The organism is Salmonella sp. 2020_1395, assembly GCF_043848115.1.
GTDB lineage: Bacteria > Pseudomonadota > Gammaproteobacteria > Enterobacterales > Enterobacteriaceae > Salmonella > Salmonella enterica.
The window spans coordinates 1-25,104 of the sequence record NZ_JBCMFH010000028.1 but is presented as its reverse complement, the minus strand read 5'-3'; the positions used below and the strand labels follow the sequence as shown (position 1 = coordinate 25,104).

Annotated in this window: 20 protein-coding genes and 1 pseudogene; 14 read left to right on the top strand and 7 right to left on the bottom strand. The window is 54.3% G+C overall.

What is annotated here, in order from left to right; all coding sequences use genetic code 11:
- Positions 1-107 (top strand): annotated as a pseudogene (locus ACH0WD_RS24015) (IS110 family transposase); the annotation flags it as partial.
- An 87-nt stretch (positions 108-194) separates the two neighbouring features.
- On the opposite strand, the gene hslO reads toward ACH0WD_RS24015, so the two are convergent.
- The 4 genes from hslO to igaA form a co-directional block, all read right to left on the bottom strand.
- The gene (gene hslO / locus ACH0WD_RS24010; protein WP_001673738.1) at positions 195-1,073 is read right to left on the bottom strand and encodes an Hsp33 family molecular chaperone HslO; all 879 of its coding nucleotides are present in this window, start codon (positions 1,071-1,073) and stop codon (positions 195-197) included.
- A gap of 24 nt (positions 1,074-1,097) precedes the next feature.
- Positions 1,098-1,499, bottom strand: coding sequence for a ribosome-associated heat shock protein Hsp15 (gene hslR / locus ACH0WD_RS24005; RefSeq protein ID WP_000660719.1), 402 nt, complete (start codon positions 1,497-1,499; stop codon positions 1,098-1,100).
- Between the two features lie 10 nt (positions 1,500-1,509).
- The gene (yrfG, locus tag ACH0WD_RS24000; protein WP_001681571.1) at positions 1,510-2,178 is read right to left on the bottom strand and encodes a GMP/IMP nucleotidase; all 669 of its coding nucleotides are present in this window, start codon (positions 2,176-2,178) and stop codon (positions 1,510-1,512) included.
- Between the two features lie 64 nt (positions 2,179-2,242).
- On the bottom strand, positions 2,243-4,375 hold the full coding sequence (igaA, locus tag ACH0WD_RS23995) for an intracellular growth attenuator protein IgaA (RefSeq protein ID WP_000104092.1): 2,133 nt from the start codon (positions 4,373-4,375) through the stop codon (positions 2,243-2,245).
- Positions 4,376-4,697: 322 nt separating this feature from the next.
- On the opposite strand from igaA, the gene nudE reads away from it, so the two are divergent.
- On the top strand, positions 4,698-5,261 hold the full coding sequence (nudE, locus tag ACH0WD_RS23990) for an ADP compounds hydrolase NudE (protein WP_000045725.1): 564 nt from the start codon (positions 4,698-4,700) through the stop codon (positions 5,259-5,261).
- Between the two features lie 95 nt (positions 5,262-5,356).
- On the opposite strand, the gene mrcA is transcribed toward nudE, so the two are convergent.
- On the bottom strand, positions 5,357-7,909 hold the full coding sequence (mrcA, locus tag ACH0WD_RS23985) for a peptidoglycan glycosyltransferase/peptidoglycan DD-transpeptidase MrcA (protein WP_000673817.1): 2,553 nt from the start codon (positions 7,907-7,909) through the stop codon (positions 5,357-5,359).
- 120 nt (positions 7,910-8,029) lie between these two features.
- On the opposite strand from mrcA, the gene ACH0WD_RS23980 reads away from it, so the two are divergent.
- The 12 genes from ACH0WD_RS23980 (at position 8,030) to trpS (ending at position 18,315) form a co-directional block, all read left to right on the top strand.
- Complete coding sequence (locus tag ACH0WD_RS23980; RefSeq protein WP_000874735.1) at positions 8,030-8,809, top strand: hypothetical protein; 780 nt, start codon at positions 8,030-8,032, stop codon at positions 8,807-8,809.
- Positions 8,809-9,348: a PilN domain-containing protein gene (locus tag ACH0WD_RS23975; protein WP_000951397.1), complete on the top strand. Its 540-nt coding sequence runs from the start codon at positions 8,809-8,811 to the stop codon at positions 9,346-9,348. The genes ACH0WD_RS23980 and ACH0WD_RS23975 overlap by 1 nt, the downstream gene beginning before the upstream one ends.
- A complete protein-coding gene (locus ACH0WD_RS23970) occupies positions 9,332-9,805 on the top strand; it encodes a hypothetical protein (RefSeq protein WP_000992489.1) in 474 nt (157 codons plus the stop codon). Before ACH0WD_RS23975 ends, ACH0WD_RS23970 begins: the two co-directional genes overlap by 17 nt.
- On the top strand, positions 9,795-10,196 hold the full coding sequence (locus ACH0WD_RS23965) for a HofP DNA utilization family protein (RefSeq protein ID WP_000648139.1): 402 nt from the start codon (positions 9,795-9,797) through the stop codon (positions 10,194-10,196). The genes ACH0WD_RS23970 and ACH0WD_RS23965 overlap by 11 nt, the downstream gene beginning before the upstream one ends.
- Positions 10,111-11,349 carry a DNA uptake porin HofQ gene (hofQ, locus tag ACH0WD_RS23960; protein WP_000832811.1) on the top strand — a complete coding sequence of 413 codons (1,239 nt, stop codon included), beginning with the start codon at positions 10,111-10,113 and terminating at the stop codon, positions 11,347-11,349. Before ACH0WD_RS23965 ends, hofQ begins: the two co-directional genes overlap by 86 nt.
- A 464-nt stretch (positions 11,350-11,813) precedes the next feature.
- The gene (gene aroK / locus ACH0WD_RS23955; RefSeq protein WP_000818621.1) at positions 11,814-12,335 is read left to right on the top strand and encodes a shikimate kinase AroK; all 522 of its coding nucleotides are present in this window, start codon (positions 11,814-11,816) and stop codon (positions 12,333-12,335) included.
- A 56-nt stretch (positions 12,336-12,391) separates the two neighbouring features.
- Positions 12,392-13,480 carry a 3-dehydroquinate synthase gene (gene aroB / locus ACH0WD_RS23950; protein WP_000439824.1) on the top strand — a complete coding sequence of 363 codons (1,089 nt, stop codon included), beginning with the start codon at positions 12,392-12,394 and terminating at the stop codon, positions 13,478-13,480.
- Between the two features lie 97 nt (positions 13,481-13,577).
- On the top strand, positions 13,578-14,855 hold the full coding sequence (gene damX, locus ACH0WD_RS23945; RefSeq protein ID WP_000343147.1) for a cell division protein DamX: 1,278 nt from the start codon (positions 13,578-13,580) through the stop codon (positions 14,853-14,855).
- 180 nt (positions 14,856-15,035) lie between these two features.
- The gene (dam, locus tag ACH0WD_RS23940; protein WP_000742132.1) at positions 15,036-15,872 is read left to right on the top strand and encodes an adenine-specific DNA-methyltransferase; all 837 of its coding nucleotides are present in this window, start codon (positions 15,036-15,038) and stop codon (positions 15,870-15,872) included.
- A gap of 17 nt (positions 15,873-15,889) precedes the next feature.
- The gene (gene rpe, locus ACH0WD_RS23935; protein WP_000816286.1) at positions 15,890-16,567 is read left to right on the top strand and encodes a ribulose-phosphate 3-epimerase; all 678 of its coding nucleotides are present in this window, start codon (positions 15,890-15,892) and stop codon (positions 16,565-16,567) included.
- Positions 16,560-17,318 carry a phosphoglycolate phosphatase gene (gene gph / locus ACH0WD_RS23930; RefSeq protein ID WP_000359652.1) on the top strand — a complete coding sequence of 253 codons (759 nt, stop codon included), beginning with the start codon at positions 16,560-16,562 and terminating at the stop codon, positions 17,316-17,318. Before rpe ends, gph begins: the two co-directional genes overlap by 8 nt.
- Complete coding sequence (gene trpS / locus ACH0WD_RS23925; RefSeq protein ID WP_000165562.1) at positions 17,311-18,315, top strand: tryptophan--tRNA ligase; 1,005 nt, start codon at positions 17,311-17,313, stop codon at positions 18,313-18,315. The genes gph and trpS overlap by 8 nt, the downstream gene beginning before the upstream one ends.
- A 144-nt stretch (positions 18,316-18,459) precedes the next feature.
- Here the strand turns inward: trpS and ACH0WD_RS23920 are convergent, their stop codons facing one another.
- Positions 18,460-18,630, bottom strand: coding sequence for a YhfL family protein (locus ACH0WD_RS23920; protein WP_000472323.1), 171 nt, complete (start codon positions 18,628-18,630; stop codon positions 18,460-18,462).
- Positions 18,631-18,822: 192 nt separating this feature from the next.
- Positions 18,823-24,648 (bottom strand): autotransporter domain-containing protein, encoded by a 5,826-nt coding sequence (locus ACH0WD_RS23915; RefSeq protein ID WP_109501513.1) that lies wholly within the window; start codon positions 24,646-24,648, stop codon positions 18,823-18,825.
- Between the last annotated feature and the right edge of the window lie 456 nt (positions 24,649-25,104).

Here is a 25,104-nt window from a genome sequence, read left to right as displayed (position 1 = left end):
CGAAGAAAGCCGCGCTGGGAGCTGTGATGCGCAAACTGGTACATTTATGCTTCGGCGTGTTGAAAACGCGGCTTCCGTGGGATGAAAATTATGTAGCTACCGCTTGACGTTCAAGACGGTAGCTACGGAGCGGGATGCTGTAGGCCAGATAAGCGCAGCGCCATCAGGCAATGATGTTGTCGACTGAAAGGCGATTAATGAACCTGTGGATCGGCAGGAGAGGCGTTGTTACGGATCTCCGCGATATCCATCGCATTGAACAGGTAATGATTGCCGCAATAATCGCAGTGCATATCGATTTCACCTTCTTCCGCCAGAATGCTGTCCACTTCTTCATCCGGCAATGTTTTCAGCGCGCCCGCGCAACGTTCGCGTGAACAGGTGCATTTGAACTCAACATTTTGCGGATCGTAGAGCGTGACTTCTTCTTCGTGATACAAACGCCACAGCACGTCATTTGCCGGTAACGTCAGCAGCTCTTCGCTTTTAATGGTTTCCGTCAACATAGCCAGATGGTCGAAATCCTCTGCCTGCGCGTTCTGTGCCGGCATCACCTGAAGCAACATTCCACCTGCCGCCGGTTTACCGTCGACATCGCCGGTACGGATAAACAGGCGCGTCGGCAACTGCTCGGAGCGCAGGAAGTAATCTTCCAGGCACGCCGCCAGAGTATCGCCTTCCAGACCCACCACGCCCTGATAGCGTTCACCCTCTTCCGGCGTAATGGTGATCACCAGATAGCCGTTGCCAACCAGCGTTTTGAGATCCGCATTGTCAGGGATATCGCCCTGAACGCGAGCCACGCCGCGCATCTGCTGCTGATTATTGCCATTGATCACCGCCAGGCTTAACGGCCCGTCGCCCTGGAGCTGTACCGTAATGTCACCGGCAAACTTCAGCGTCGCGGTCAGCAGGCTAGTGGCGACCAGCAGTTCGGCCAGTACGGTTTTCACCGGCTGCGGGTAGGTATGATTGTCGAGGATCTGTTGCAAGGTTTCCGAAACGGTCACCAGCTCGCCGCGAACGGCAAAGTTTTCAAACAGATAACGATGTAATTGGTCATGTTGCGGCATAATCATCTCTCTTGCGGGTGACAGTTATTCGCTGTCGCCGTGTTTAAATCGTAACAGGTCGCGGCGCTCTTTCTTGTCCGGTCGCCTGTCCGGATGCGGCATGGTCAGGGCGTTAAGTTTGCGCGCCTGCGCCATTTTTTCGCGTTTCTCCACGCTTTCCGCCGTCTCTTCATACAGAGCGGCGGCTTCGCTGGCCGGACGGCGCTGTTCGGTGATGGCTTTAACGATCACCGTCCGTTCGTCATTTCCCTGACGCAGGGTAAGGGTTGCGTTCAGCTCGACGATTTTGCTCGGCTTACTGCGCTGGCCGTTGTAATGCACCTTACCGCCTTCAATCATCTCGCGGGCCAGCGCGCGGGTTTTATAAAAACGCGCGGCCCACAGCCATTTATCCAGTCTGACCTCAACGGAGGACTTTTCTTTCATGGCGTCTCCTTCACTTCAGCGAGGGGATCAGACGGCGGTAGTCGTTCAGGGACGGATGGCGCGTATAGTGCTTTTCCGCCAGACCGGAATCGGGATTCGTCACGCCAAGACAGTAGCGAATACCAAACCGGGCGGCGGCGTCGAGAATCGGTTCGCTGTCATCGATAAACAGCGTTTTCTCTGCGCTTATTCCCGTTTCCTCAGTGACAGCGCGCCATAACCGCTGATCCTCTTTGGGATAACCAAATGTGTGGGTGGAAAGTAATAAATCAAGGTGTGAGGCCAGACCGGTATGCTCCAGCTTCACCGCCAGGTTATGTGGATGCGCATTGGTGAGCAGAATCCGACGTTTTCCGCTGGCTTTTAACGCATTCAGAAACGGTACGGTATCGTCGCGCAAAACGGCGCGCGGTCCTTGCGCCGTCGTCATGGCGCAAATATCCAGACCCAGACGCTCGCTCCAGTAATCCAGACAGTACCAGTTTAGCGTATGCTGTACGGCATGATACTGCTGACGAATATATTCCTGCGCGTCCTGCGGCGAAATACCCTGCTGCGCGCCGTAGGTTTCCGGTACCAGCTTTTGCCAGAAATAGTTATCGAACGCGAGATCGAGCAGCGTGCCGTCCATATCCAGCAAAACGGTATCCACGTTTTGCCAGTCAATATCAATATGCATGGGGAACTCCAGGGTAACGCAATTTGCGCGACAGGGTAGCATACCCTGTCGCACGGCGGCGCTATCAGATGAGATTTTCCGGAGAGACGGTTAACCTGGGATTGAGGCAGCTTTCATAGTATTCCTGGATGTCCGCCATACGGGTACGGTGGCGTTGATAACGCCTGAACGCCTGAATGCCGTTGTAGACCGCGCTCACTATCATTGCCAGCATCAGCAGCGTGGTGCCGAGGTAACGCCACCAGCCGGATTTATCGGGGATACGATGCAGGCTGATATGCTGCGTACCGTTGGCATCGGTATACACGCTGGTGACAATGCCCTCGGCGCTAAATGGCGTCTGCATGAGTGTTTGCGCCAGACGCTGGAAGGCGCTCCACTGTTCCTGCGCGGGATAGTCATACAGCGGCGTTGACGGCCAGGCCTGATCAACCAGTTCGCTGCCTTCATCGCTGGCGATCAGGAATCCGCCGGGAGCGGGGCTATTCAGCGACTGGGCGGCACGCGCGGTCTCGCGAGAAATAAACGGCGCCGTTGAGGTCGTGACCAGATTTTCCAGCGACTCTGCGCTTACGGGGCGTAGCAGCACGTTGACGCCGTCCAGTTTGCCGGCGTTCGCGCGTTTCACCAGCGCGTTCCAGTCCTTACTGTTACCGAGATTAACCAGCGCATTTTTCAGACGCACGCACTCGTCTTCCGCCGCGCACAAATCAGCAGTTTTCAGAACAATATCGCCAAAATCATCTAATAATACCATGCCCGATTTTTGGATCGCGGAGCGTAAAGATGCGCTGACGCGCGAGTCGTCTTCGGGTTTTGGATGGAGCTGACGATTTACCGCCTGGCTTAGCGCCATCGCTTTATTCACCAGGTCTGATTCCGGCAGCGGTAGCGCAGGCGCGTCATTCCAGATGATTTGCGAGCAATCGAATGGCATAAACGGTGAGTTAGACTGGCCGCTCCAGGTCGCGCCGGAATGAATATTACACATTCCTTTACCGCTCAGGTGCAGCGTATCGCCCACCCGCACGCCAGCTTTTTCAAGCTGTTTTACCGTTGTCGCTTCAATGGTTTGCGCGCCTTTCATCCACGATAGCGTGAACTTGATTGGCATATCCAGCGGGATCCAGAACAGCAGCATAAACAACACCAGCAGCGAACCGATAGCAATAACAGTGCTGCGTAACCAGTGCTGCAACGGAAAGTTTTTCACTTCATCATGCAGGGATAAAAACCGGCCCTGGCGGGCGACATGGCGATCAAGGTAAATATCAATATCCGTTTGTTGCCCAAGATCCTGCGTAATGTAGGGTTGCCAGTGGGCAGGGTAAATAAGGTCGATGATGCCCAGCGAAATATTGTTAATCTGCTCCTGATTATTCTCCCCAAACAGTCCCCAGCGGCGGGGCGTTCCCCGCAGACAGTGAATTTCCCGCAGCGCGCTTTTCGACGGCGGCGCAAAAAGTCCCCAAAGTCCGGCTGCCAGCAGCAGGATCGCGCCGCCTATCATCCACGGTACAAAAACGTCTGGCGTTATCAGGCAGAAAAAGAATAACAAAAAGGAGGCGACGATTAACAACGCTTCGCGCAAGCCAGCCGGGCGGCTGAGCGCATATTCTTCGTGGGTCTCCTGACGGATATTCAACAGCTCAATCTGCTCGCTCTCTTCGCCGCGAATCGACGCCTGCGTAGAGGCAGTATTCTGTAGCGCGTAGCCGCGCGACTCCTGCATATACTCTTGCAGCGTATGGCCGTTTAAAGAGATCACCAGCGGCAGCGTATCCGTGAGGATCAGCTCAACGTTGTTTTCATCATTGATGTACTGTTCCCAGAAAGGCGGCAGATGGACTTCGACGGAGTCGAGGTAGTAGCGCCATTTATTAGGATCGTCAGTGGTAATGCCGTAGCGGGTGATGGAGTGGGTCAGTATCACGACACTGTTGCTTTCCGCGTTCAGCGTCAGCGAGATGGGCGCAGCACTGGCGCCTGTCGGCCCCGGAACTTGCTGGATCTGGCTAAGGTTATCGAGATAGTTTTCTACCGCGCTGCGCTCTTCGGGCAACAGTTTACGCGTTTGCGCGTCCTGAAAGGCGCTGATCCACGGTAAGCTCCCTCGTCTGGACTTTACCCGGAACCGCCATATTGCCAGTAGAGAGCAGGCCAGCAAAGCAGCTATAAAAATCAGAATGGTGCTCATGCTTTCCCCATCTTACTAAGTCTGTCAGGCGTGGTCAGTCGCACCCTGTCCAATAAACATTTTTCTGTGGTTGGCTATCGGCAAGCGTGGAGTTGAACTTGAGCATTGTAAAGCGCATCCCAGTGAAGGCAAATCATAGCAATACCACCAAAAACGGAATATCAGCAAATTCCTGGAGTTATTTCAACCTATTGACTTTTAATTTGAAATAAGAATTAATTTTTATTACGTTACATAAATGTAAATAAACGGCAATTCGCATTGCCGAAACCGTGCGGTATGTCGCACAATGACCACAGATTACACTGCAAAGATTCTCACAATGAGCAAATCATTACAAAAACCCACCATTCTGAAAGTGGAAACCGTCGCACAATCCCGACTGTTTAACGTAGAAAGCGTGGATCTGGAGTTCAGCAACGGCGTGCGTCGCGTGTATGAACGTATGCGACCATCAACCCGTGAGGCGGTAATGATTGTGCCGATCGTTGATGAGCATCTGATTCTTATTCGTGAGTATGCGGTGGGAACCGAATCCTATGAGCTGGGCTTCTCGAAAGGATTGATCGACCCGGGCGAGACCGTTTTTGAAGCGGCGAACCGGGAGCTCAAAGAAGAGGTCGGGTTTGGCGCGCATAACCTGACCTTCTTAAAAAAACTCAGCATGGCGCCCTCTTATTTTTCCAGCAAAATGAATATCGTGGTGGCGGAAGATCTCTATCCGGAGTCGCTGGAAGGCGACGAGCCTGAGCCATTGCCGCAGGTACGCTGGCCGCTGGCGCATTTAATGGATCTGCTGGAAGACCCCGATTTTAACGAGGCCCGCAACGTCAGCGCGCTGTTTCTGGTACGCGAGTGGTTGAAAGCGCAGGGCCGAATTGCCTGATGGCGCGGCGTTGATCAAGCCAACGGAAAGTTTGTCTCCCCGTTCGCCGTCATCCGCTAAACACAATAAAAAAGGCGCCGGAGCGCCTTTTTTGATCAGAACAGTTCGTGTGTTTCACCATTATCAATAATGGTGGTTCCCACCTCGTGTACCGCCTGTTGTGTCGGCTGCGTGCCTTCGATGAAATACTCTTCACGGCTGTTACCGCCGCTCGCCAGTTGTCCGGTACTGCGGTCGATATTCACCGTGACGATGCCCGGCGGCGGCGTTAGCGGCTGTTCCGGCACGCCTTCCAGCACGGCTTTCATATAGGCGTCCCATGCTGGTTGCGCGCTCTTCGCGCCGCCCTCATAGCCGGAGATTTGATCTTTGATCGCGCCGGAAGCGGTGGTGCGGCCTAAATCACGGCGGTGATCGTCAAAGCCGATCCATACGGAAGTGACGACGCCAGGGCCATAGCCGGAGAACCATGCGTCTTTCGAGCTGTTGGTTGTACCGGTTTTGCCGCCGATATCGCGACGTTTAAGGTCACGCGCCGCACGCCAGCCGGTACCCATCCAGCCGGGTTCGCCGAAGATATTGGTGTTCAGCGCGCTTTTAATCAGAAACGCCAGCGGTGTATTGATCACATGCGGCGCGTACTCCTGCGTGCCGTTTTGCGCGACCAGCGCTTGGTTTGCCTGTTCCAGCTCAGGCATCGGTACGGCGCTGTTTTGCTGCTCTTGCGAAACCGCGACCTCTTCCACATTGGTGTTTTCCAGCACGTCGGATTTCTGCGTATTGCCGTAAATGACCGGGATATCGCACTCCGGGCAGGCGATTTTCGGTTTCGCTTCGAAGATCACGCCGCCCTGATCGTTCTCAATCTTGCTGATGAAATACGGGTCGATCAGGAAACCGCCGTTCGCCATCACCGCATAACCGCGCGCAACCTGCATCGGCGTGAAGGAGGCGGAGCCCAGCGCCAGCGATTCGGTATGCACGATATTCTGCGCCGGGAAGCCGAAGCGTTGCAGATACTCCGCCGCATAGTCGACGCCCATGGCGCGCATGGCGCGTACCATCACCACGTTTTTCGACTGCCCCAGCCCCTGGCGTAAACGAATCGGTCCGGCGTACTGCGGCGGGGAGTTTTTCGGACGCCAGTCTGAACCTGCCCCGGCGTCCCAGCGGGAAATCGGCACATCGTTGAGCATACTGGCGAGCGTCAGCCCTTTATCCATTGCGGCGGTGTAGAGGAACGGTTTGATGTTCGACCCCACCTGACGCAAAGCTTGCGTCGCGCGGTTAAATTTACTCTGATTAAAATCGAAACCGCCGACCAGCGCCAGTACCGCGCCAGTTTGCGGGTTAAGCGAAACCAGCGCGGAGTTCACTTCCGGTACCTGCGCCAGCCACCAGTCGTTATCCACCTGACGAACCCAGATTTGCTGACCTGTCTGGACGACATCGGTAACTTTACGCGGCGTCGGCCCCTGCTGTGTATCCGAGCGGTAAGGCCGCGCCCAACGCATTCCTTCCATATGTAGCGAAACGGACGTACCGTCGGCAAGCGCAGCGGTCGCCTCTTGCGGATTAGCGCTGGTGACCACGGCGGGAAGCAGCGGTCCGTAGGTCGGCAACGCTTTCAACGTATCGGTAATTTTTTTACTGTCCCACGCCGTTTCGCCCACTTTCCATAGCACATTCGCCGGGCCGCGATAACCGTGGCGCATGTCATAGTCCAGCACGTTATTACGCACCGCCTGTTGCGCGGCCTGCTGCACTTTGCGGGTGATGGTCGTGTAAATACGATAACCATCTTCGTAGGCGCTTTCGCCATAACGGTTATACATTTCCTGGCGCACCATTTCCGACAGATAAGGTGCGGAGAAGGCGATTTCCGGCGCGTGATAATTTGCGTCGATAGGTTCGCTACGGGCCTGATTGTACTGCGCCTGAGTGATATATCCCTCGCTTAACATTCGCGAAAGCACTACGTTACGGCGCGCTATCGCCCGATCCATCGAGTAGAGCGGATTAAAGGTAGAAGGCGCTTTAGGTAGCCCGGCGATAACCGCCATTTCGCTTAGGCTAAGCTGGTCGACCGTCTTACCAAAGTAGACCTGTGCCGCCGCGCCAACGCCATAGGCGCGGTAGCCGAGATAGATCTTGTTCAGATAGAGTTCGAGGATCTCATTTTTATTCAGCAACTGCTCAATACGAATCGCCAGAAACGCTTCCTTGATCTTGCGCATCAGCGTGCGTTCGGGGCTAAGGAAGAAGTTTCGCGCCAGTTGCTGGGTAATGGTACTTGCTCCCTGCGATGCGTGACCGGAGAAGAGCGCGACGCTGGCCGCACGGAAAATACCTACCGGGTCAATGCCGTGATGCTCATAAAAGCGGCTATCTTCGGTGGCGATAAAGGCGTTGATCATTTCCGGCGGAATTTGATCGAGCGTAACGGGAATACGACGTTTTTCGCCATATTGCGCGATAAGTTCGCCATCCGCGCTGTAAACCTGCATCGGAATTTGCAAACGCACATCTTTCAATGTCGCGACGTCAGGTAGCTGTGGCTCAATATAGCGATAAAGGCCATAAATCGAGCCTGCTCCCAGCAGGATGCAACATACTGCAAGGATCAATAAATACTTTACGAACTTCACTGGAGATTTCCCATTTAGTGTCATTTGGGCAGTTTATAAACAAACGCGCGGTAGTATAAAGGCAAGCCAGACGCATTGATATACCCGTTAACGCGACGGGTGATAAGGAGATCGACCGTTATGGCTTTTAAAACCTGGCAAATAGGATTGCATATTCAGCAGCATGAAGCGCTGGCCATCGCCGTTATTCGCGGCGCATCGGGCTGGTCCCTGCAACGTTGGTGGCGACTGCCGCTGATGAACGCCTCCACGGCAGAGGGTACGATTCCTGACCCGCAATCGCTGGCTCACGTACTGCGACCCTGGAGCCGCGAGCTGCCGCTACGTCACCGTATTTATCTCTCTTTTCCCGCAAATCGGACATTGCAACGCGCTTTTCCACATCCGCCGATGCGTCTGCGGGAACGTGAGCAAGTCGCATGGCTTTCACAAACGATGGCGCGTGAGCTGGATATGGATCCGGACTTATTGCGTTTCGACTTTCAGGACGATGCGCTGAGTCCCGCGTTCAACGTTACCGCCGCGCAAAGCAAAGAAATTTCAGAGCTGTTAACGCTGGCGCAAACGCTCAATGTGCGCATCGCTGCTGTAACGCCCGATGCCTGCGCGTTACAGCGCTTGCTGCCGTTTATACCTTCGGGGCGGCAATGTCTGGTCTGGCGCGATGAGAGCCAGTGGCTGTGGGCGACGCGCTATGCGTGGGGGCGTAAATCGGCGCGAGAGGCGACGACGCTGCATGACCTTGCCGCGACGTTATCCGTCGTGCCGGAACATATTTCGTTATGCGCCGAAGGCGAATTCGACCCCTGGCGCGCCGTAACCGTCCGCCAACCGCCGGTTCCGCCGGACGGTTATCGCTTTGCGATTGCGCTGGGTTTAGCCATAGGGGAGATACGCTGATGGCGCATTCTGTCAATTTGCTCCCCTGGCGGCGCCAACATTACGTAGCGCGTCTGCGGTTGTGGTGCGTGGTATGGGGCGCGTCCCTGCTGCTGATAGCAAGCCTCACGACGATCGCCCGGTTGGTTTTTTGGCAGGAGGGGAGGATTAATGAACTGCTACTGACGGCGGAAAACGGACGCACGACGGCGCTTGCGGCGAACATACCGCAGTTGCAGCAGCGTCAGCGGCAGCAACAGGCGCGATTACAACGTCAGGCGCAGAGTGAACTGACGCAAGCCTGGCAATCTATCTTGACTGACCTTGCCAACCTGTTGCCAGATCAGGCATGGCTGACAAGCCTCAATTATCAGCAAGAGACGCTAGAGCTGGAAGGGCTGGCGAGAACGTTTGACGCCCTGCTCACGCTTGAGACATCGCTTCGTCACTATGTCAGTTTTCCGCTAAACCGCACGGGCGCCACACGGCAGGATGCGCAAGGGCGCTGGCAGTTCCATTATCAGTTAACGAGGAGCGCCGCCCGTGAACGCGCTCTTTGATATCTGGTACGGGATGTCGCGCCGTGGTCGGGTTTTCGGTTGGTGTGCAGGCGTGCTGTGCCTGACGCTGACGGTCGCGTTATCTGTGGGCTATCCCGGCTGGAAGACGCTGGATACGCAACATGCGCGGTTAAGCCAGCAGCGCGAGGCCGCCCGGCAACAGTGGCGTCATCTGCGCCGTCTGAGCGTCGCGGCTGAACCGCTTTTCGGGGGCACCGTTGAAAATCCGCGTCCTTTTTCGCCGTTAGATTTCCAGGCGCCTCCCCTGCGTTTGCTGCACTGGCAGCCATCGGCGCAGGGGGGAGAAATGGCGCTGAAAACGTCCTGGGATGCGGTGCCGTCGCTGTTTGTCCGGTTGGCCGAAAGCGAGATGAGCGTAAGTCGGTTTTCATTGCGTAGAGAGGGGGCGGAATTATTGATGACGCTGCAACTGGAGCGCCTGGCGAATGAAGGCTAGCCGCAGTGTATTGCTCTGTTTTTGTTTGCTGACGTTGACGGGAATGCGCGATCCCTTCCGCCCGCCGGAAGATCGCTGCCGGATAGCAGAACTCTCGCAGTGGCGGTATCAGGGCGCGGTGCGTAAAGGCGAGCGATGGACAGGCATTCTTAAAGACAGTCAGCAAAAATGGCGACGAGTGGAAGAAGGGCAGACGCTGGAAAACGGTTGGACGATTGTCTGCCTGACGGCGGAAGCCTTAACGTTAACGACCGGTGAAAATTGTGCGCCGCCGCAGTGGCGGTGGCTACGTCAGGGAGCGGACAATGAAGCGATGGATAGCCATAATACTGATAGCCTTGATGCCCGCCGCGCAGGCGGGAAAAGCGGCGAAAGTGACGCTGGTGGTTGACGACGTCCCTGTGGTGCAGGTTTTGCAGACTTTAGCCGAGCAGGAGCGGCAGAATCTGGTGGTGTCGCCGGACGTCAGCGGGACATTATCGCTACATCTGACGGATGTGCCGTGGAAACAGGCGCTACAGACGGTGGTCAATAGCGCGGGGCTGGTGCTGCGTCAGGAGGGGAATATTCTCCATGTTCATTCACAGGCCTGGCAGAAAGAACACAGTGCGCGGCAGGATGCCGAGCGGTTAAGGCTTCAGGCTAATTTACCGCTGGAAAACCGCAGCATTAGCCTGCAATACGCCGATGCCGGCGAACTGGCGAAAGCGGGCGAGAAACTCCTGAGCGCGAAGGGAACCATCATGGTAGATAAGCGCACCAACCGCCTGCTGTTGCGCGATAACCGCGCGGCCCTGGCGGAGCTGGAAAAATGGGTATCGCAAATGGATCTGCCGGTGGCGCAGGTGGAGCTGGCGGCGCATATCGTCACCATTAACGAAAAGAGTCTACGGGAACTGGGCGTAAAGTGGACGCTGGCTGACGCGACGCAAGCGGGCGCGGTGGGTGACGTGACGACGCTTTCCAGTGATTTATCCGTCGCCGCCGCCACCTCACGCGTCGGGTTTAACATCGGGCGCATTAACGGACGCTTGCTGGATCTGGAGCTGTCAGCGCTGGAGCAAAAGCAGCAGTTGGATATTATCGCCAGCCCCCGGCTGCTGGCTTCCCATCTGCAGCCAGCCAGTATCAAGCAAGGCAGCGAAATTCCTTATCAGGTTTCCAGCGGCGAAAGCGGCGCGACCTCCGTGGAATTTAAAGAAGCGGTGCTGGGAATGGAGGTGACGCCCACCGTTTTGCAAAAAGGGCGCATCCGCCTGAAGTTACATATCAGCCAGAATGTCCCCGGTCAGGTACTACAACAGGCTGACGGCGAAGTGCTGGCGATAGATAAACAGGAAATTGAAACGCAGGTAGAGGTAAAAAGCGGCGAGACGCTGGCGCTGGGCGGTATTTTTTCGCGAAAAAATAAATCGGGTAGCGATAGCGTGCCGCTGTTGGGGGATATTCCCTGGCTTGGTCAGCTCTTCCGCCATGACGGCAAAGAGGACGAGCGACGCGAATTAGTGGTGTTTATCACCCCCAGACTGGTGGCGACAGAATAATTTATGCATAAAAAAGCGCTGTTTTTGCACTGAACGCATCTGCGGGATTTGACGTGCGGATGTATTTAGCATACAAGGAGTACCGATTTGAGAGTCGTGCTTTTCGTTGCTTACGCATTGATTAATGCGCTTTGCCTTGCCGAAGGTGTGCATAAGACCGATGATAAACGGCTGAATGTCCGCTGATGCAGACGTATTGGTTCTGCGGATTGCGCACAATTGTTTGAAAGTAGAGCAATTTGTAGGCCGGATATGTTGTTCTGGTCGCCATCCGGCAACGCTAACTCGGGTTTTGCAACAATCAGGCTTGGTGATTTATTCAGTTGCCAAACCCGCTTGAGTATTGAGATAATTTTCAGTCTGACTCTCGCAATATCTTATGAGGTTTCAGTTCATGTCCTGCTGCGCTGGGTGTCTGTGAAGCGGGTTTACCATTAACGAATAGTCTTAGTAGTACCGAAAAAATGGCAGAGAAACGCAATATCTTTCTGGTTGGGCCTATGGGTGCCGGAAAAAGCACTATTGGGCGCCAGTTAGCTCAACAACTCAATATGGAATTTTACGATTCTGATCAAGAGATTGAGAAACGAACCGGAGCTGATGTGGGCTGGGTCTTCGATGTTGAAGGTGAAGACGGCTTCCGTAATCGTGAAGAAAAAGTTATCAACGAATTGACGGAAAAACAGGGTATTGTGCTGGCAACCGGCGGTGGCTCTGTAAAATCGCGTGAAACGCGTAACCGTCTCTCCGCGCGTGGCGTCGTGGTCTACCTTGAAACGACCATCGAAAAACAACTAGCGCGCACGCAGCGTGATAAAAAACGCCCGCTGTTGCAGGTTGAAGCACCGCCTCGCGAAGTTCTGGAAGCGCTGGCTAACGAACGCAATCCGCTGTACGAAGAGATTGCCGACGTCACCATTCGCACCGACGATCAAAGCGCTAAGGTTGTGGCAAACCAGATTATTCATATGCTGGAAAGCAACTAATTCAAGCAGAATACGCTGGGTAAGCGGGCACAAGTAACTAAGGTGGATGTCGCGTCATGGAGAGGATTACAGTCACTCTCGGGGAACGTAGTTACCCGATCACCATCGCGGCTGGTTTGTTTAACGAACCAGCTTCATTCTTGCCGCTGAAATCAGGCGATCAGGTCATGTTAGTGACCAACGAAACCCTGGCGCCGCTTTATCTGGACAAGGTTCGCGGCGTACTCGAACGGGCGGGCGTTAACGTAGACAGCGTGATTCTTCCTGACGGCGAGCAGTATAAGAGCCTGACGGTGCTGGATACGGTGTTTACGGCGTTACTGAAAAAACCGCATGGTCGTGATACCACGCTGGTCGCGCTTGGCGGCGGCGTGATTGGCGATCTCACCGGTTTTGCGGCGGCCAGCTACCAGCGAGGCGTTCGTTTCATCCAGGTGCCAACTACCTTACTGTCGCAGGTTGATTCTTCCGTGGGCGGGAAGACCGCCGTCAACCATCCCCTTGGCAAAAACATGATTGGCGCGTTTTACCAACCCGCTTCTGTGGTTGTCGATCTTGATTGCCTGAAAACGCTTCCCGCACGCGAACTGGCATCGGGACTGGCAGAGGTGATCAAATACGGCATTATACTCGACGCAGACTTCTTCACCTGGCTTGAGGGTAATCTGGATGCGCTATTGCGTCTGGACGGCCCGGCGATGGCGTACTGTATTCGTCGTTGTTGCGAGCTGAAAGCCGAAGTTGTTGCCGCCGACGAGCGTGAAGCGGGCTTACGTGCTTTACTGAATCTTGGACATACCTTTGGCCACGCCATTGAAGCGGAAATGGGATATGGCAATTGGTTACATGGTGAAGCCGTTGCCGCAGGTATAGTGATGGCTGCGCGCGCATCCGAGCGTTTGGGGCAGTTCAGTTCTGCTGATACGCAGCGCATCATCGCTCTACTCGAACGGGCCGGGTTGCCAGTCAATGGCCCTTGCGAGATGTCCGCGCAGGACTATTTGCCGCACATGCTGCGAGATAAAAAAGTGTTAGCGGGGGAGCTGCGTTTAGTGCTTCCGCTGGCCATAGGGAAAAGTGAAGTGCGCGGCGGAGTGTCGCACGAAGTCGTTCTTAGCGCGATTGCTGACTGTCAGCAGGCGTAACAACAAGAAAGGTCAGACTGATATTGCGTAGATGTCAGTCTTTTAGCTTCAGGTTATGTGCAATGTCGTAAGCATTAACCTTTGAGTGGGGTGTTAAATGGATGAATTCAAACCAGAAGACGAGCTGAAACCCGATCCCAGCGATCGTCGTACTGGTCGTTCTCGTCAATCTTCAGAACGCGATAATGAGCCGCAGATCAACTTTGATGACGTTGATCTGGACGCCGACGATCGCCGTCCGACGCGTACGCGTAAAGCGCGTAGTGAAGAACCTGAAGTTGAAGAAGAGTACGAATCCGATGAAGACGATACGGTGGACGAAGAGCGTGTTGAACGCCGCCCACGTAAGCGTAAAAAAGCGGCCCATAAGCCAGCCTCTCGTCAGTACATGATGATGGGCGTTGGCGTACTGGTGCTGCTGCTGTTGATTATCGGTATCGGCTCCGCGCTGAAAGCCCCCTCTACGTCTTCCAGCGAGCCGTCGGCCTCTGGCGAAAAGAGTATCGATCTTTCCGGTAACGCCGCCGATCAGGCGAATGCGACCCAGCCTGCGCCGGGCGCCACCTCCGCAGAACAAACCGCGGGCAATACGTCGCAGGATATTTCGTTGCCGCCGATTTCTTCAACGCCGACGCAGGGACAGTCACCTGTGGTCGCTGACGGTCAGCAGCGCGTGGAAGTGCAGGGCGATCTGAATAATGCGCTGACGCAGAATCCAGAGCAGATGAACAATGTTGCGGTGAACTCTACGTTGCCGACAGAGCCTGCAACCGTCGCGCCAGTTCGCAATGGCAGCACGACGCGTCAGGCGGCGGTTAGCGAACCTACCGAGCGTCATACCACGCGTCCGGAACGTAAACAGGCCGTCATTGAACCTAAGAAACCGCAGACCACGGCGAAAACCACCACTGCGGAACCGAAGAAACCGGTCGCGCCAGTGAAACGCACGGAACCGGCAGCGCCAGCCGCGACGCCGAAAGCGACCACCACGACGGCTGCGCCGACAGCGACGGCAAGCGCTGCGCCGGTACAAACAGCGAAGCCAGCGCAAGCCTCGACGACGCCTGTCGCAGGCGGCGGGAAAAGCGCCGGCAACGTTGGCGCATTAAAGAGCGCGCCATCCAGCCACTACACATTGCAGCTCAGTAGTTCTTCAAATTACGACAACCTGAACGGTTGGGCGAAGAAAGAGAACCTGAAAAATTATGTGGTATACGAGACGACGCGTAATGGACAACCGTGGTATGTGCTGGTAACGGGGATGTATGCTTCGAAAGAAGATGCTAAACGTGCGGTGTCCACCTTACCTGCCGATGTGCAGGCGAAAAACCCGTGGGCAAAACCGTTGCATCAGGTTCAGGCCGATCTGAAATAATCCAGGCTGTGTCCTGCAATTGCCTGTGAGTGTCGCTGACAGCTATTTTTGTTCAGGACAGGCGCGAGGGGCGCATTTGCTACCGTCAAATGCGCCGTAAAGCAACGCGGCACAGCCTAAAGCGCAGGATGCTGTCGGAGCTTTCTCCACAGCCGGAGAAGGTGTAATTAGTTAGTCAGCATGAAAAAAAATCGCGCTTTTTTGAAGTGGGCAGGGGGAAAATACCCTCTGCTTGATGATATCAAACGACATTTGCCAAAAGGCGAGTGCCTTGTTGAACCTTTTGTGGGTGCCGGATCGGTGTTTCTTAACACCGACTTTTCTCGTTATATCCTCGCCGATATCAACAGCGACCTTATTAGCCTCTATAACATCGTGAAGTTACGTACTGACGAGTATGTACAGGCTTCGCGCGAGCTGTTTATGCCTGAAACTAACCAGGCTGAGGTCTATTACCAACTCCGTGAGGAGTTCAACACCTGCCAGGACCCCTTTCGTCGGGCGGTACTGTTTTTATATCTGAACCGCTACGGTTATAACGGACTCTGTCGCTATAACTTACGCGGGGAATTTAATGTACCGTTTGGTCGTTATAAAAGACCTTACTTCCCGGAAGCGGAGTTGTACCACTTTGCAGAAAAAGCGCAGAATGCGTTCTTTTACTGTGAGTCATACGCAGACAGTATGGCGCGTGCGGACAAGTCGTCGGTGGTCTATTGCGATCCGCCTTATGCGCCGTTGTCCGCCACGGCTAACTTCACAGCGTATCACACCAATAGTTTTAGCCTGACGCAACAAGCGCATCTGGCGGAAATCGCTGAGAATCTGGTCAGTAACCGGATACCGGTGCTCATTTCCAACCATGATACGGCGCTCACACGCGAGTGGTATCAACTCGCAAAATTGCATGTCGTCAAAGTTAGACGCAGTATAAGCAGCAACGGCGGCACACGTAAAAAGGTGGACGAACTGCTGGCTCTGTACCAACCAGGAGTCGCAACGCCTGCAAGAAAATAATTCTCAAGGAGAAGCGGATGAAACAGTATTTGATTGCCCCCTCAATTCTGTCGGCTGATTTTGCTCGCCTGGGTGAAGACACCGCCAAAGCGCTGGCTGCCGGTGCTGATGTTGTACACTTTGACGTCATGGATAATCACTATGTGCCGAACCTGACTATCGGCCCGATGGTGCTGAAATCCCTGCGTCAGTACGGTATTACCGCGCCAATTGATGTCCACCTGATGGTCAAGCCAGTCGACCGTATCGTGCCCGACTTTGCCGCCGCTGGCGCGAGCATCATTACTTTTCACCCGGAAGCCTCCGAACATGTTGACCGCACGCTACAGTTGATTAAAGAACACGGCTGTAAAGCGGGGCTGGTATTCAACCCGGCAACGTCGCTCAGTTATCTCGATTACGTCATGGACAAACTGGATGTGATCCTGCTGATGTCCGTGAACCCAGGCTTCGGCGGCCAGTCTTTCATTCCGCAGACGCTGGATAAACTGCGCGAAGTGCGTCGCCGCATTGATGCCTCCGGTTACGACATTCGCCTGGAGGTGGACGGCGGCGTGAAGGTGAACAATATCGGCGAGATCGCCGCAGCAGGTGCGGACATGTTTGTTGCGGGGTCGGCAATTTTCGATAAGCCCGACTACAAAAAAGTGATTGATGAAATGCGCAGTGAGCTGGCAAAGGTAAGTCATGGATAAGTTACAGAATATTCGGGGCGTCGCCTTTGATCTTGACGGTACGCTGGTGGATAGCGCGCCGGGTCTTGCCGCGGCGGTGGATATGGCGCTGTATGCGCTGGAACTGCCGGTCGCGGGCGAGGAGCGCGTGATTACCTGGATTGGTAACGGCGCAGACGTATTGATGGAACGCGCGCTGACCTGGGCTCGCGAGGAGCGCGCCACGCTGCGTAAGACGATGGGGAAACCGCCCGTTGATGAAGATATTCCTGCCGAGGAACAGGTACGCATTCTGCGTAAACTGTTCGACAGGTATTATGGCGAAGTGGCGGAAGAAGGCACCTTTTTATTTCCGCATGTCGCCGACACGCTGGGCGCGCTGCACGCCAGCGGGTTGTCATTAGGTCTGGTGACGAATAAGCCGACGCCGTTCGTCGCGCCGTTGCTGGAATCGCTTGATATCGCCAAATACTTTAGTGTGGTTATCGGCGGCGATGATGTGCAAAATAAGAAGCCGCATCCGGAGCCGCTGTTGCTGGTGGCAAGCCGGCTGGGCATGATGCCGGAGCAGATGCTTTTTGTCGGCGATTCGCGTAATGATATTCAGGCTGCAAAAGCGGCGGGCTGCCCTTCGGTTGGCCTGACATACGGCTACAATTATGGCGAAGCGATCGCTCTTAGCGAGCCGGACGTCATTTATGACAGTTTTAACGATCTTTTGCCCGCACTTGGGCTTCCGCATAGCGATAACCAGGAAATAAAAAATGACTAAGCCCATCGTTTTTAGTGGCGCACAGCCCTCAGGTGAATTGACCATTGGCAACTATATGGGGGCATTGCGTCAGTGGGTAAACATGCAGGATGACTATCATTGCATCTACTGCATCGTAGACCAACATGCTATTACCGTGCGTCAGGACGCGCAGCAGCTACGTAAAGCGACGCTGGATACGCTGGCGCTGTACCTGGCATGTGGTATTGATCCTGAAAAGAGCACTATTTTCGTTCAGTCCCATGTGCCGGAACATGCGCAGCTTGGCTGGGCGCTGAACTGCTATACCTATTTCGGCGAGCTGAGCCGTATGACGCAGTTTAAAGATAAATCTGCGCGCTATGCGGAAAACATTAACGCCGGCCTGTTTGATTACCCGGTGTTGATGGCGGCAGACATCCTGTTGTACCAAACCAATCTGGTGCCGGTAGGCGAAGATCAGAAGCAGCATCTGGAACTGAGCCGCGATATCGCCCAGCGTTTTAACGGGCTGTATGGCGATATTTTCAAAGTACCGGAACCGTTTATTCCAAAATCCGGCGCGCGCGTGATGTCGCTGCTGGAGCCGACAAAGAAAATGTCCAAATCGGACGATAACCGTAATAACGTGATCGGCCTGCTGGAAGATCCGAAATCGGTAGTGAAGAAAATCAAACGTGCGGTCACTGACTCCGACGAGCCGCCGGTAGTGCGTTATGATGTGAAAGAGAAAGCGGGTGTCTCTAACCTGCTGGATATTCTTTCCGCCGTGACCGGTCAGAGCATTCCTGAACTGGAAAAACAATTTGAAGGTAAAATGTATGGCCATTTGAAAGGCGAAGTGGCGGAGGCGGTTTCCGGAATGTTGTCTGAGTTGCAGGAGCGCTATCACCGTTTCCGCAACGACGAAGCGTTCTTGCAGAAGGTGATGAAAGACGGGGCGGAAAAAGCCAGCGCACGTGCGGCCGAAACGCTGAAAGCCGTTTACGAAGCCATTGGCTTTGTGGCGAAACCGTAAGGGTTATTGCTTGCCCGATGGCGCTAGCTTATCGGGCCTACAAACGAGCGTAAGTTGGACAAGGCATCTGCGCCGTACCGTTTATCAGACCTGTAAAAAAACCGGGAAAATCCCGGTTTTTTTGTATCTGCGCAGTCGTTTCTATTATTGATCGGCAGCCGGGCCGCAACCGCCAATAATTTTAGAAATAGAAATTGCAGGGTGCAGCAAATAATCGTAGCTGCAGTTATTTTTTTTGTTTTCGATATGACCAGTACAAGCAGTGAGCGTCGCCAGAACCCCTGCCACAACGGCAATTTTTACAAATTTAAACATTTCAAAATCCTTGTTGATAAAACGAGCACTACTGGTGGAATAAATATAAGATCTATTTAGCGTATAGTACGATAGCAATTAATGAATCATCCAGGTAGTCCAAATAAGGACTTTATCTTTACCAGGGGATATGATTTAAAAAGGCCGCTTAATAATAAGCGGCCTTTATTAGTGTTATATAATGTCGTTTATTTAACGAAATGTTTTCTTAACGTTAAGCATAAAGCCTTTATCGCTGATACCGTCTTCCTTCCACTGGTATGCATCCAGATGTAGCGCGGTATCATTGCTGCTGTATTTCACGCCGATGGTTGCCAGACCATTAACGCCGCCGCCTTTTTGACCGTCATCCACGCCGAACGATTGACCCGCCGCACCCTGTAATGACGCTGTACGCTGGCTCTTGCTGTAGCTCAGGTTCGGGCCGCCTTCCAGGGTAGCGGTGGCGCTCCAGCCGTCTTTCCCGGCGTAATCCAGCTTCAGGCCGACAATAGAGTCTACCGCCGTTTCGTTGCCAGAGTTCATCGACAGGTTAAAATCTCCGGCGCTGCGCTCTTTGTAGCTATCTTCCATGGTGTGACGGAATTTCACCCCGGCATACGGCGTGACTTTCAACGTATCACTCATCATGGTGAAAGTTTTCGCCCCTTCACTGCGAAACTCAAGGTACTGCTGACGCATGTCGGAATCGGCAATTTTGTTGACATCGCCATAGGCGACAGAACGGCTGCTGTCGAGGTTGTGCACGTCATAACGCAGGCTGTTGTTCCACGCCAGACCTTCATCAAACGCCATGCTGTGCTTCAGGCCAAAGAACTGGCTGTAGCCGCCGGTCAGGCCGTTATCGCCTGCGGTTTTCGAACCGTCGCCATCCAGACGCGCAATACCGTACTCCAGCGTCAGATTCTGGCTGGCGGTGAGATCCAACGTCTGGCGTAATGCCAGCATGTCGTACTGGGTGTCGTTGCCCAGCTCCGCACGTGGGTCGCCTTTCGCTACGACGTTGAACGCCAGGCCATCTTTAATTTGCGGCGCGGCGTCGGCCAGCATGGTAAAGCGGTTGCTGAGTACACGCGCTTCACGGAATACCGTGGTGGCTTGAGCACCGCTCACCTGCTTGAGTGCGCTGTTCAGCTCGGCGGTAGTACCCACGTTAAGGCTGGTGTACAGCTCGTTGTTGGTGTAACCGGCGTCCAGCGCCTGCGCCACGTCGCTTACCGAGCCGTCGGTCGCCACATCGGCATAGGCGTTTTTGGTCATGGTGACGTCAACGTTGCCGTCGGCATCCTGGCTACCCTGGGCGTTCCAGACTACGGAAGTGGACTGAATCGCGCCTGCGTCGGACAGGTTGCTGCCCTCAACCACGTTGTCAAAGCTGACGGTGGTGTCGGCGGTGCCTGCGGTGAACCCGGTGTTAATTTCCACACCGTTCATGCTGGCATTGCTGACCATCAATTTACCGGCGCTGCCATCAGCGCTGGTGCCGACTACGTAGCCCGACAGGTTGTTGGTGGCAGATGAATCTGCACTGTCGCTGGTGGTAACGGTCGTCGTGCCATCGGTAATGGTGGGTTCCGTGGGGGCAGTGAAGTCAACATAATGCACTTCCGTACCGTCGCCGTTTTCGCCGCTGCCTTCAATGGTTTTACCGTCCTGCTTGATAAAGCCGGAACCGGTCACGCTGTCATCAATGTAGACCGTGCCGTTGTTGACGATATGGCCGTTGCTGCCCAACTGGCTGAAGGCGTAGGAGTCGCTGGCGTAAATATTGATGGTGCCATTGTTCTCGATCACTGCATCGGATTTTGCATCTGATTCCAACTGCATCCCGACCATTCCGGTTTGCGTGGTGCCGACTGTACCCACATTGATAGTGCCGTTATTGACCATCTTCGCGCTGCCGTGCGCGGACATCGCCACATTGTTGGTTTTATCAATGTTGATGGTGCCGTCGTTAATGGCTTTACTGCCGCCATTATTTTTCGAGGTAGTAATTTGCCCGTTAATGACGCCGGTGGAACCGTTGTACAGCGTGTGTCCATTTCCTCCAGTCGCGATATCGGCATCGCTGTTTACCGTCCCCCAGTTATTGAAGGTGCCGGACCACAGGCCGTTATCCGCCAGCGTCATCACACCATCTTCGAGGTTATTAAGCGTCCCGCTTTTATCGACAGAGCCGTTTTTAATCACGCCGGCGTTATTGACGGTTGCAGCGGCGGTAAAGGTCAGTTTATCAACCTCGCCGCCTGTGTTGTTGTTCAGTACCGCACTGCCCGATGCGCCAGTCCAGGCTGTCACCGTACCGGTATTGTTCATGGTACTGGTCCACTGCTCAACCGTGTTCATGGAACCGCTGTTGTTAATAACGGAACCTGCTACCGTGGTGCCGGTTTTCCCGGTGACGGTACCAGTATTGTTGAAGACGCCGCCGTCTACGGAAACGGCGGCCGTTGTGCCGTCGTTGGTGTAGATACCCCCTGTCTCAATACTTACACTGCTGATACTGCCAGTGGATTCGTTGGTGACATCGCCGTAATTTTTAATGATAACTTGGCCGCCGCTGACGGTTCCCGCATTGCTAACGTGTACGGTTTCTGTTGCAACCGGATTGGTGAGGATGGTTTCACCGGTCAGCGTTTCACCCTCGGCGGTAATCTCATCACCATCTCTAAAGGAAAGGGATACATTGCTATCAGTTGGGTTGTACTCGTCACTGTTCTGGCAAGCGCTGTCATAGCAAACGGTGCCGTAGTTAACTACGGTGCTACTGCCGTCGGTCAGGAAGGGCTGGCCGTAATCGGCATCAATATTGATGATACCGCTGGTGTCGTTGATGACGGTGCCGCCGTTGAGCGCCGCCATGCCGACCAGCTCGTTTGCCTGGCCTTCAACGCCGTCATCGGCGGTCAGGGTGATTACGCCCTGGTTAATGGCGGTTCCGCCGTTAAGCGCCATCATGCCGAACCCGGCGTTGTTAACGGTAATGGTGCCAGTGTTGATAGCGGTGGCGTCGCCATCGGCATCGGTAGACCCCGCCACCATTCCTGAGCTGGTGAGATAAAGCTGCGACGGTTTCCAGTAATTTGTGTCGGTGATGTTGTTTTCATCGTCCAGCGTCGGGACAAAACCGTCCAGATAGATATCGCCTGCGTTTGAGGCTGTTCCTCTGCTGGCGCTAACGCCATATACACCCGCGCCCTGCAAATGGATAGTGGCGTCCTTATCACTAACGACATCGCCATCACCCGTAGCCAACATGGCGTAAAAGGTATGGGTGTACCATTTCAGTGGGTATGCGCCATCACCGCCACTGCCCTGCGGCGTCTGGTCAGAAATGATGGTGATATCGCCGCCGGCTTTGTTATGAACAGCCGATCCCTCGCCATTAGCCCTTGTGATGGCTGCACGATCCTCACTGCTGTTGCTATTGGTCGCGTAGACAAGAATATCTCCGCTGTTGCTGACTTTCGCGCCGTTATCTGCGCGAATGACGGAATATACGCCATGGCTTGTAATATCGCCTTTATTTTCAATTGATGTGCCTTCGCCATCAGCCATCAGCAACGCGTTGTAGGTGAAAAAGCCTGTGGGTATATAACTGACATTAACGTCAACAACTGAGTCATCACCCAGAATCAGGGAGCCGCCGTTGTTGACCCGCGCCAGTACAACGTGACCACCCACTAACGTGTTGGTATCAATGGTAGAATGACCGTTTAGCGTAACGGTACTGTTACCGCTGACGCTGATGCCGGTAACGTCTGAAGAGGTTCCATCACGTGGATCCTCGCTGTGGGTGATATTAATACCGCCGTCAATCTCAACGTCGTTATCATCACCTGTTACGCTCAGGCCAACAACGTCCAGGTATTGTCCGCTGGTGGCGGACAGATCGTTGTCATCAATATTCAGCGCGCCATTAAGGGTAACGTTATTGCCGTTACCGCCGACAACAACGCCGGTTAACGGGGGCGCCCCGGCAGCCAGAGCATCCTGCCCGTAGTCGGCGCTGATATTTACGTTGCCGGTGATATCAACGGCGTTGCTGTCGCCGCTCACGTTCACGCCTGTCGCTGAGCTAAATACGCCTTCGCTGTCCTGGACTGAGACAACGTTAATATCGCCATCCAGCGTAACCTGCGACATATCGCCGCTCACCAGCGCGCCGGTGCCGTTAAGGCTGACGTCAATATCCCCTTTGTTTTTGAAGGTGTTTTTTTCGCCTGCAACCACAAAACCCACCGAGTCCGCATCACGTACGGTGGCGTTGCCGGTATTTTTTGCTTCATTTCCGGTACCGTAGGTGATGATGCCCATCGCGCCGTCGGTGACCAGCAGATCGCCCGCCTGGGTCAGGCTGCCGTTGTCGCCATTGATAATCACGGCGGCAGAGCCCGCGCCATCCACCGCGATATCACCGGTATTGGTGGTATGGGCGTCGTCGCCGTCAATTCGCGTACCGACGGCGCCGTCAGAGATAGTTTGATTACCTTCGTTGATAACGAGCGCGTTGTCGCCATAGATATACAGCGCCGTGGCGTCTGCGCCGCTGACGGTGGTGCTCCCGGCGTTATCGATAACCACGTCGTCGCCGGTAATGTGGGCGCCTGTGCCGCCGTCGGTGATGGTCATATCACCGTCGTTGTTGACGCGGGCGTTATTGCCGTTAATGACGGTGCCGGTGGAGCCTGCGCCGCTGATGTCAGAGGTACCGGTATTCTTAATCGTGGCGTTGTCGCCGTCGATGATGATGGCGGTGCCGCCGCCGCTCACGGCAATGTCACCGGCGAAATTAGTGGTGGTGCCGTTGCCGGAAATCAGCGCGCCGGTGGCGTTGTCCACCGTTGAGTGGCCAGAAATGGTGTTGGTGGTGCCGTCGCCGGAGATAACCATGCCAGTGGCGCCGTCGGTCACACTGGAGTCCCCGGTGAGCGTGTTGACGGTTCTATCGCCGGAAATAATCACGCCGGTGCGATCCTGGCCGCTGATATCCATGCCGCGATCGGAGTTATGCGCCTGGTCATCGCCGCTGATAACGGTGGTTTTATCGTCGGCAATAATCAGATAGCCACGGCTGTCGTACTTCCAGTAGAGACCGTTTTCCTGGGTGCCTTCAATCACGGCAGCATTGGCGTCGGTCACGTCCCAGCCGGTGACGTTCAGCGTTTTGCCGTCTGCGGTGGTGAGCTGCCACTGGTTGTCCTGTTCTGAATAATTCCACACGGCACCCTCGAGAACGCTGCCGTTATCCAGTTTGAAGCTATCGAAGGTCAGGGTGTCTTTGCCTTTATCGATGGTGACGCCGTTGCTGAAGGTAATAACAGAGTCATCTGGGGGCGTGTCGTCGTCATCGCCGCTATCATCGGGCGGGGTTACATCGTCATCGCCGCTATCATCGGGCGGGGTCACATCGTCATCGCCGCTATCATCGGGCGGGGTCACATCGTCATCGCCGCTATCGTCAGGCGGGGTTACATCGTCATCGCCGCTATCATCAGGCGGGGTTACATCGTCATCGCCGCTATCGTCGGGCGGGGTTACATCGTCATCGCCGCTATCGTCGGGTGGGGTCACATCGTCATCGCCGCTATCATCGGGCGGGGTCACATCGTCATCGCCGCTATCATCGGGTGGGATCACATTATCATCGCCGCCATCGTCGGGCGGGGTGACGTTGCCGCCATCGTCGGGCGGGGTAACGTCGCCGCCATTATCGGGCGTAGGGGGGGTATAAGAATGATTAGAATCTCCGCCACCGTTATTTTCAACGCCAATAGCCACACCTGCGACCAGTGCAGCAACGCCGCCAGCAACCCAGCCCCAGTGATTATCATTTTCAGGTGTAGCAAGGCAGGTCGGTGAGAGTTTTGCGCGTTTTTCTTTAGGCAGGGAGGAGATATTACTGGGACATTCTTTTTCATCATCGTTATTTTCTGCGGCGATGGCCGGAATGTAATAACTTTGTAGCGTTAAAGCGATAGCGATAGAAATAAGTTTTTTCTTTTGCATAGGGTTCATCCTTAATTAATATTTTCCTTGCGTACTAAACATATGCAGAGAGCGATACAGGCAATGATGAAATGGCCAGAAGAAAAATTATGCTTTAGTGTTTATTTTATCACCCGATAACCAGGTCAGGTCAAATTGAATGCTTAACGGTGTTATTTATTGTATGAATGAATGAGAAGTGTATTTGACGAATAAAAGGGTTTTTAGGCAGGATTATTACTATTTAAATTTTTCTGGTGTATTTAAAGTTGATTTCTTAATTCACTTTTAAGTAAAAATAATTTGAGATTACGAGTAGTTGTAAAATAAAGCCCTGTTATTCAGGGCCTTATTTTAATTAATGACCCGTCCTGAATAGCGTTGACACGTTCCAGACTTAAATCCGGAGAACGTGATGATGACTGAGTTCAAACGCACCCAACGCGATTATCCTCTATCCTTTAAAATAGCCGTCGTTGAGCAGGT

Bases quoted from the DNA above. Each gene is read 5' to 3' on its own strand.
- hslO (WP_001673738.1), bottom strand. From the start codon at position 1,073: ATGCCGCAACATGACCAATTACATCGTTATCTGTTTGAAAACTTTGCC.
- ACH0WD_RS23975 (WP_000951397.1), top strand. From the start codon at position 8,809: ATGGCGCATTCTGTCAATTTGCTCCCCTGGCGGCGCCAACATTACGTA.
- rpe (WP_000816286.1), top strand. From the start codon at position 15,890: ATGAAACAGTATTTGATTGCCCCCTCAATTCTGTCGGCTGATTTTGCT.
- yrfG (WP_001681571.1), bottom strand. From the start codon at position 2,178: ATGCATATTGATATTGACTGGCAAAACGTGGATACCGTTTTGCTGGAT.
- ACH0WD_RS23980 (WP_000874735.1), top strand. From the start codon at position 8,030: ATGGCTTTTAAAACCTGGCAAATAGGATTGCATATTCAGCAGCATGAA.
- igaA (WP_000104092.1), bottom strand. From the start codon at position 4,375: ATGAGCACCATTCTGATTTTTATAGCTGCTTTGCTGGCCTGCTCTCTA.
- hofQ (WP_000832811.1), top strand. From the start codon at position 10,111: ATGAAGCGATGGATAGCCATAATACTGATAGCCTTGATGCCCGCCGCG.
- hslR (WP_000660719.1), bottom strand. From the start codon at position 1,499: ATGAAAGAAAAGTCCTCCGTTGAGGTCAGACTGGATAAATGGCTGTGG.
- ACH0WD_RS23965 (WP_000648139.1), top strand. From the start codon at position 9,795: ATGAAGGCTAGCCGCAGTGTATTGCTCTGTTTTTGTTTGCTGACGTTG.
- ACH0WD_RS23915 (WP_109501513.1), bottom strand. From the start codon at position 24,648: ATGAACCCTATGCAAAAGAAAAAACTTATTTCTATCGCTATCGCTTTA.
- damX (WP_000343147.1), top strand. From the start codon at position 13,578: ATGGATGAATTCAAACCAGAAGACGAGCTGAAACCCGATCCCAGCGAT.
- aroK (WP_000818621.1), top strand. From the start codon at position 11,814: ATGGCAGAGAAACGCAATATCTTTCTGGTTGGGCCTATGGGTGCCGGA.
- ACH0WD_RS23920 (WP_000472323.1), bottom strand. From the start codon at position 18,630: ATGTTTAAATTTGTAAAAATTGCCGTTGTGGCAGGGGTTCTGGCGACG.
- aroB (WP_000439824.1), top strand. From the start codon at position 12,392: ATGGAGAGGATTACAGTCACTCTCGGGGAACGTAGTTACCCGATCACC.
- trpS (WP_000165562.1), top strand. From the start codon at position 17,311: ATGACTAAGCCCATCGTTTTTAGTGGCGCACAGCCCTCAGGTGAATTG.
- gph (WP_000359652.1), top strand. From the start codon at position 16,560: ATGGATAAGTTACAGAATATTCGGGGCGTCGCCTTTGATCTTGACGGT.
- dam (WP_000742132.1), top strand. From the start codon at position 15,036: ATGAAAAAAAATCGCGCTTTTTTGAAGTGGGCAGGGGGAAAATACCCT.
- nudE (WP_000045725.1), top strand. From the start codon at position 4,698: ATGAGCAAATCATTACAAAAACCCACCATTCTGAAAGTGGAAACCGTC.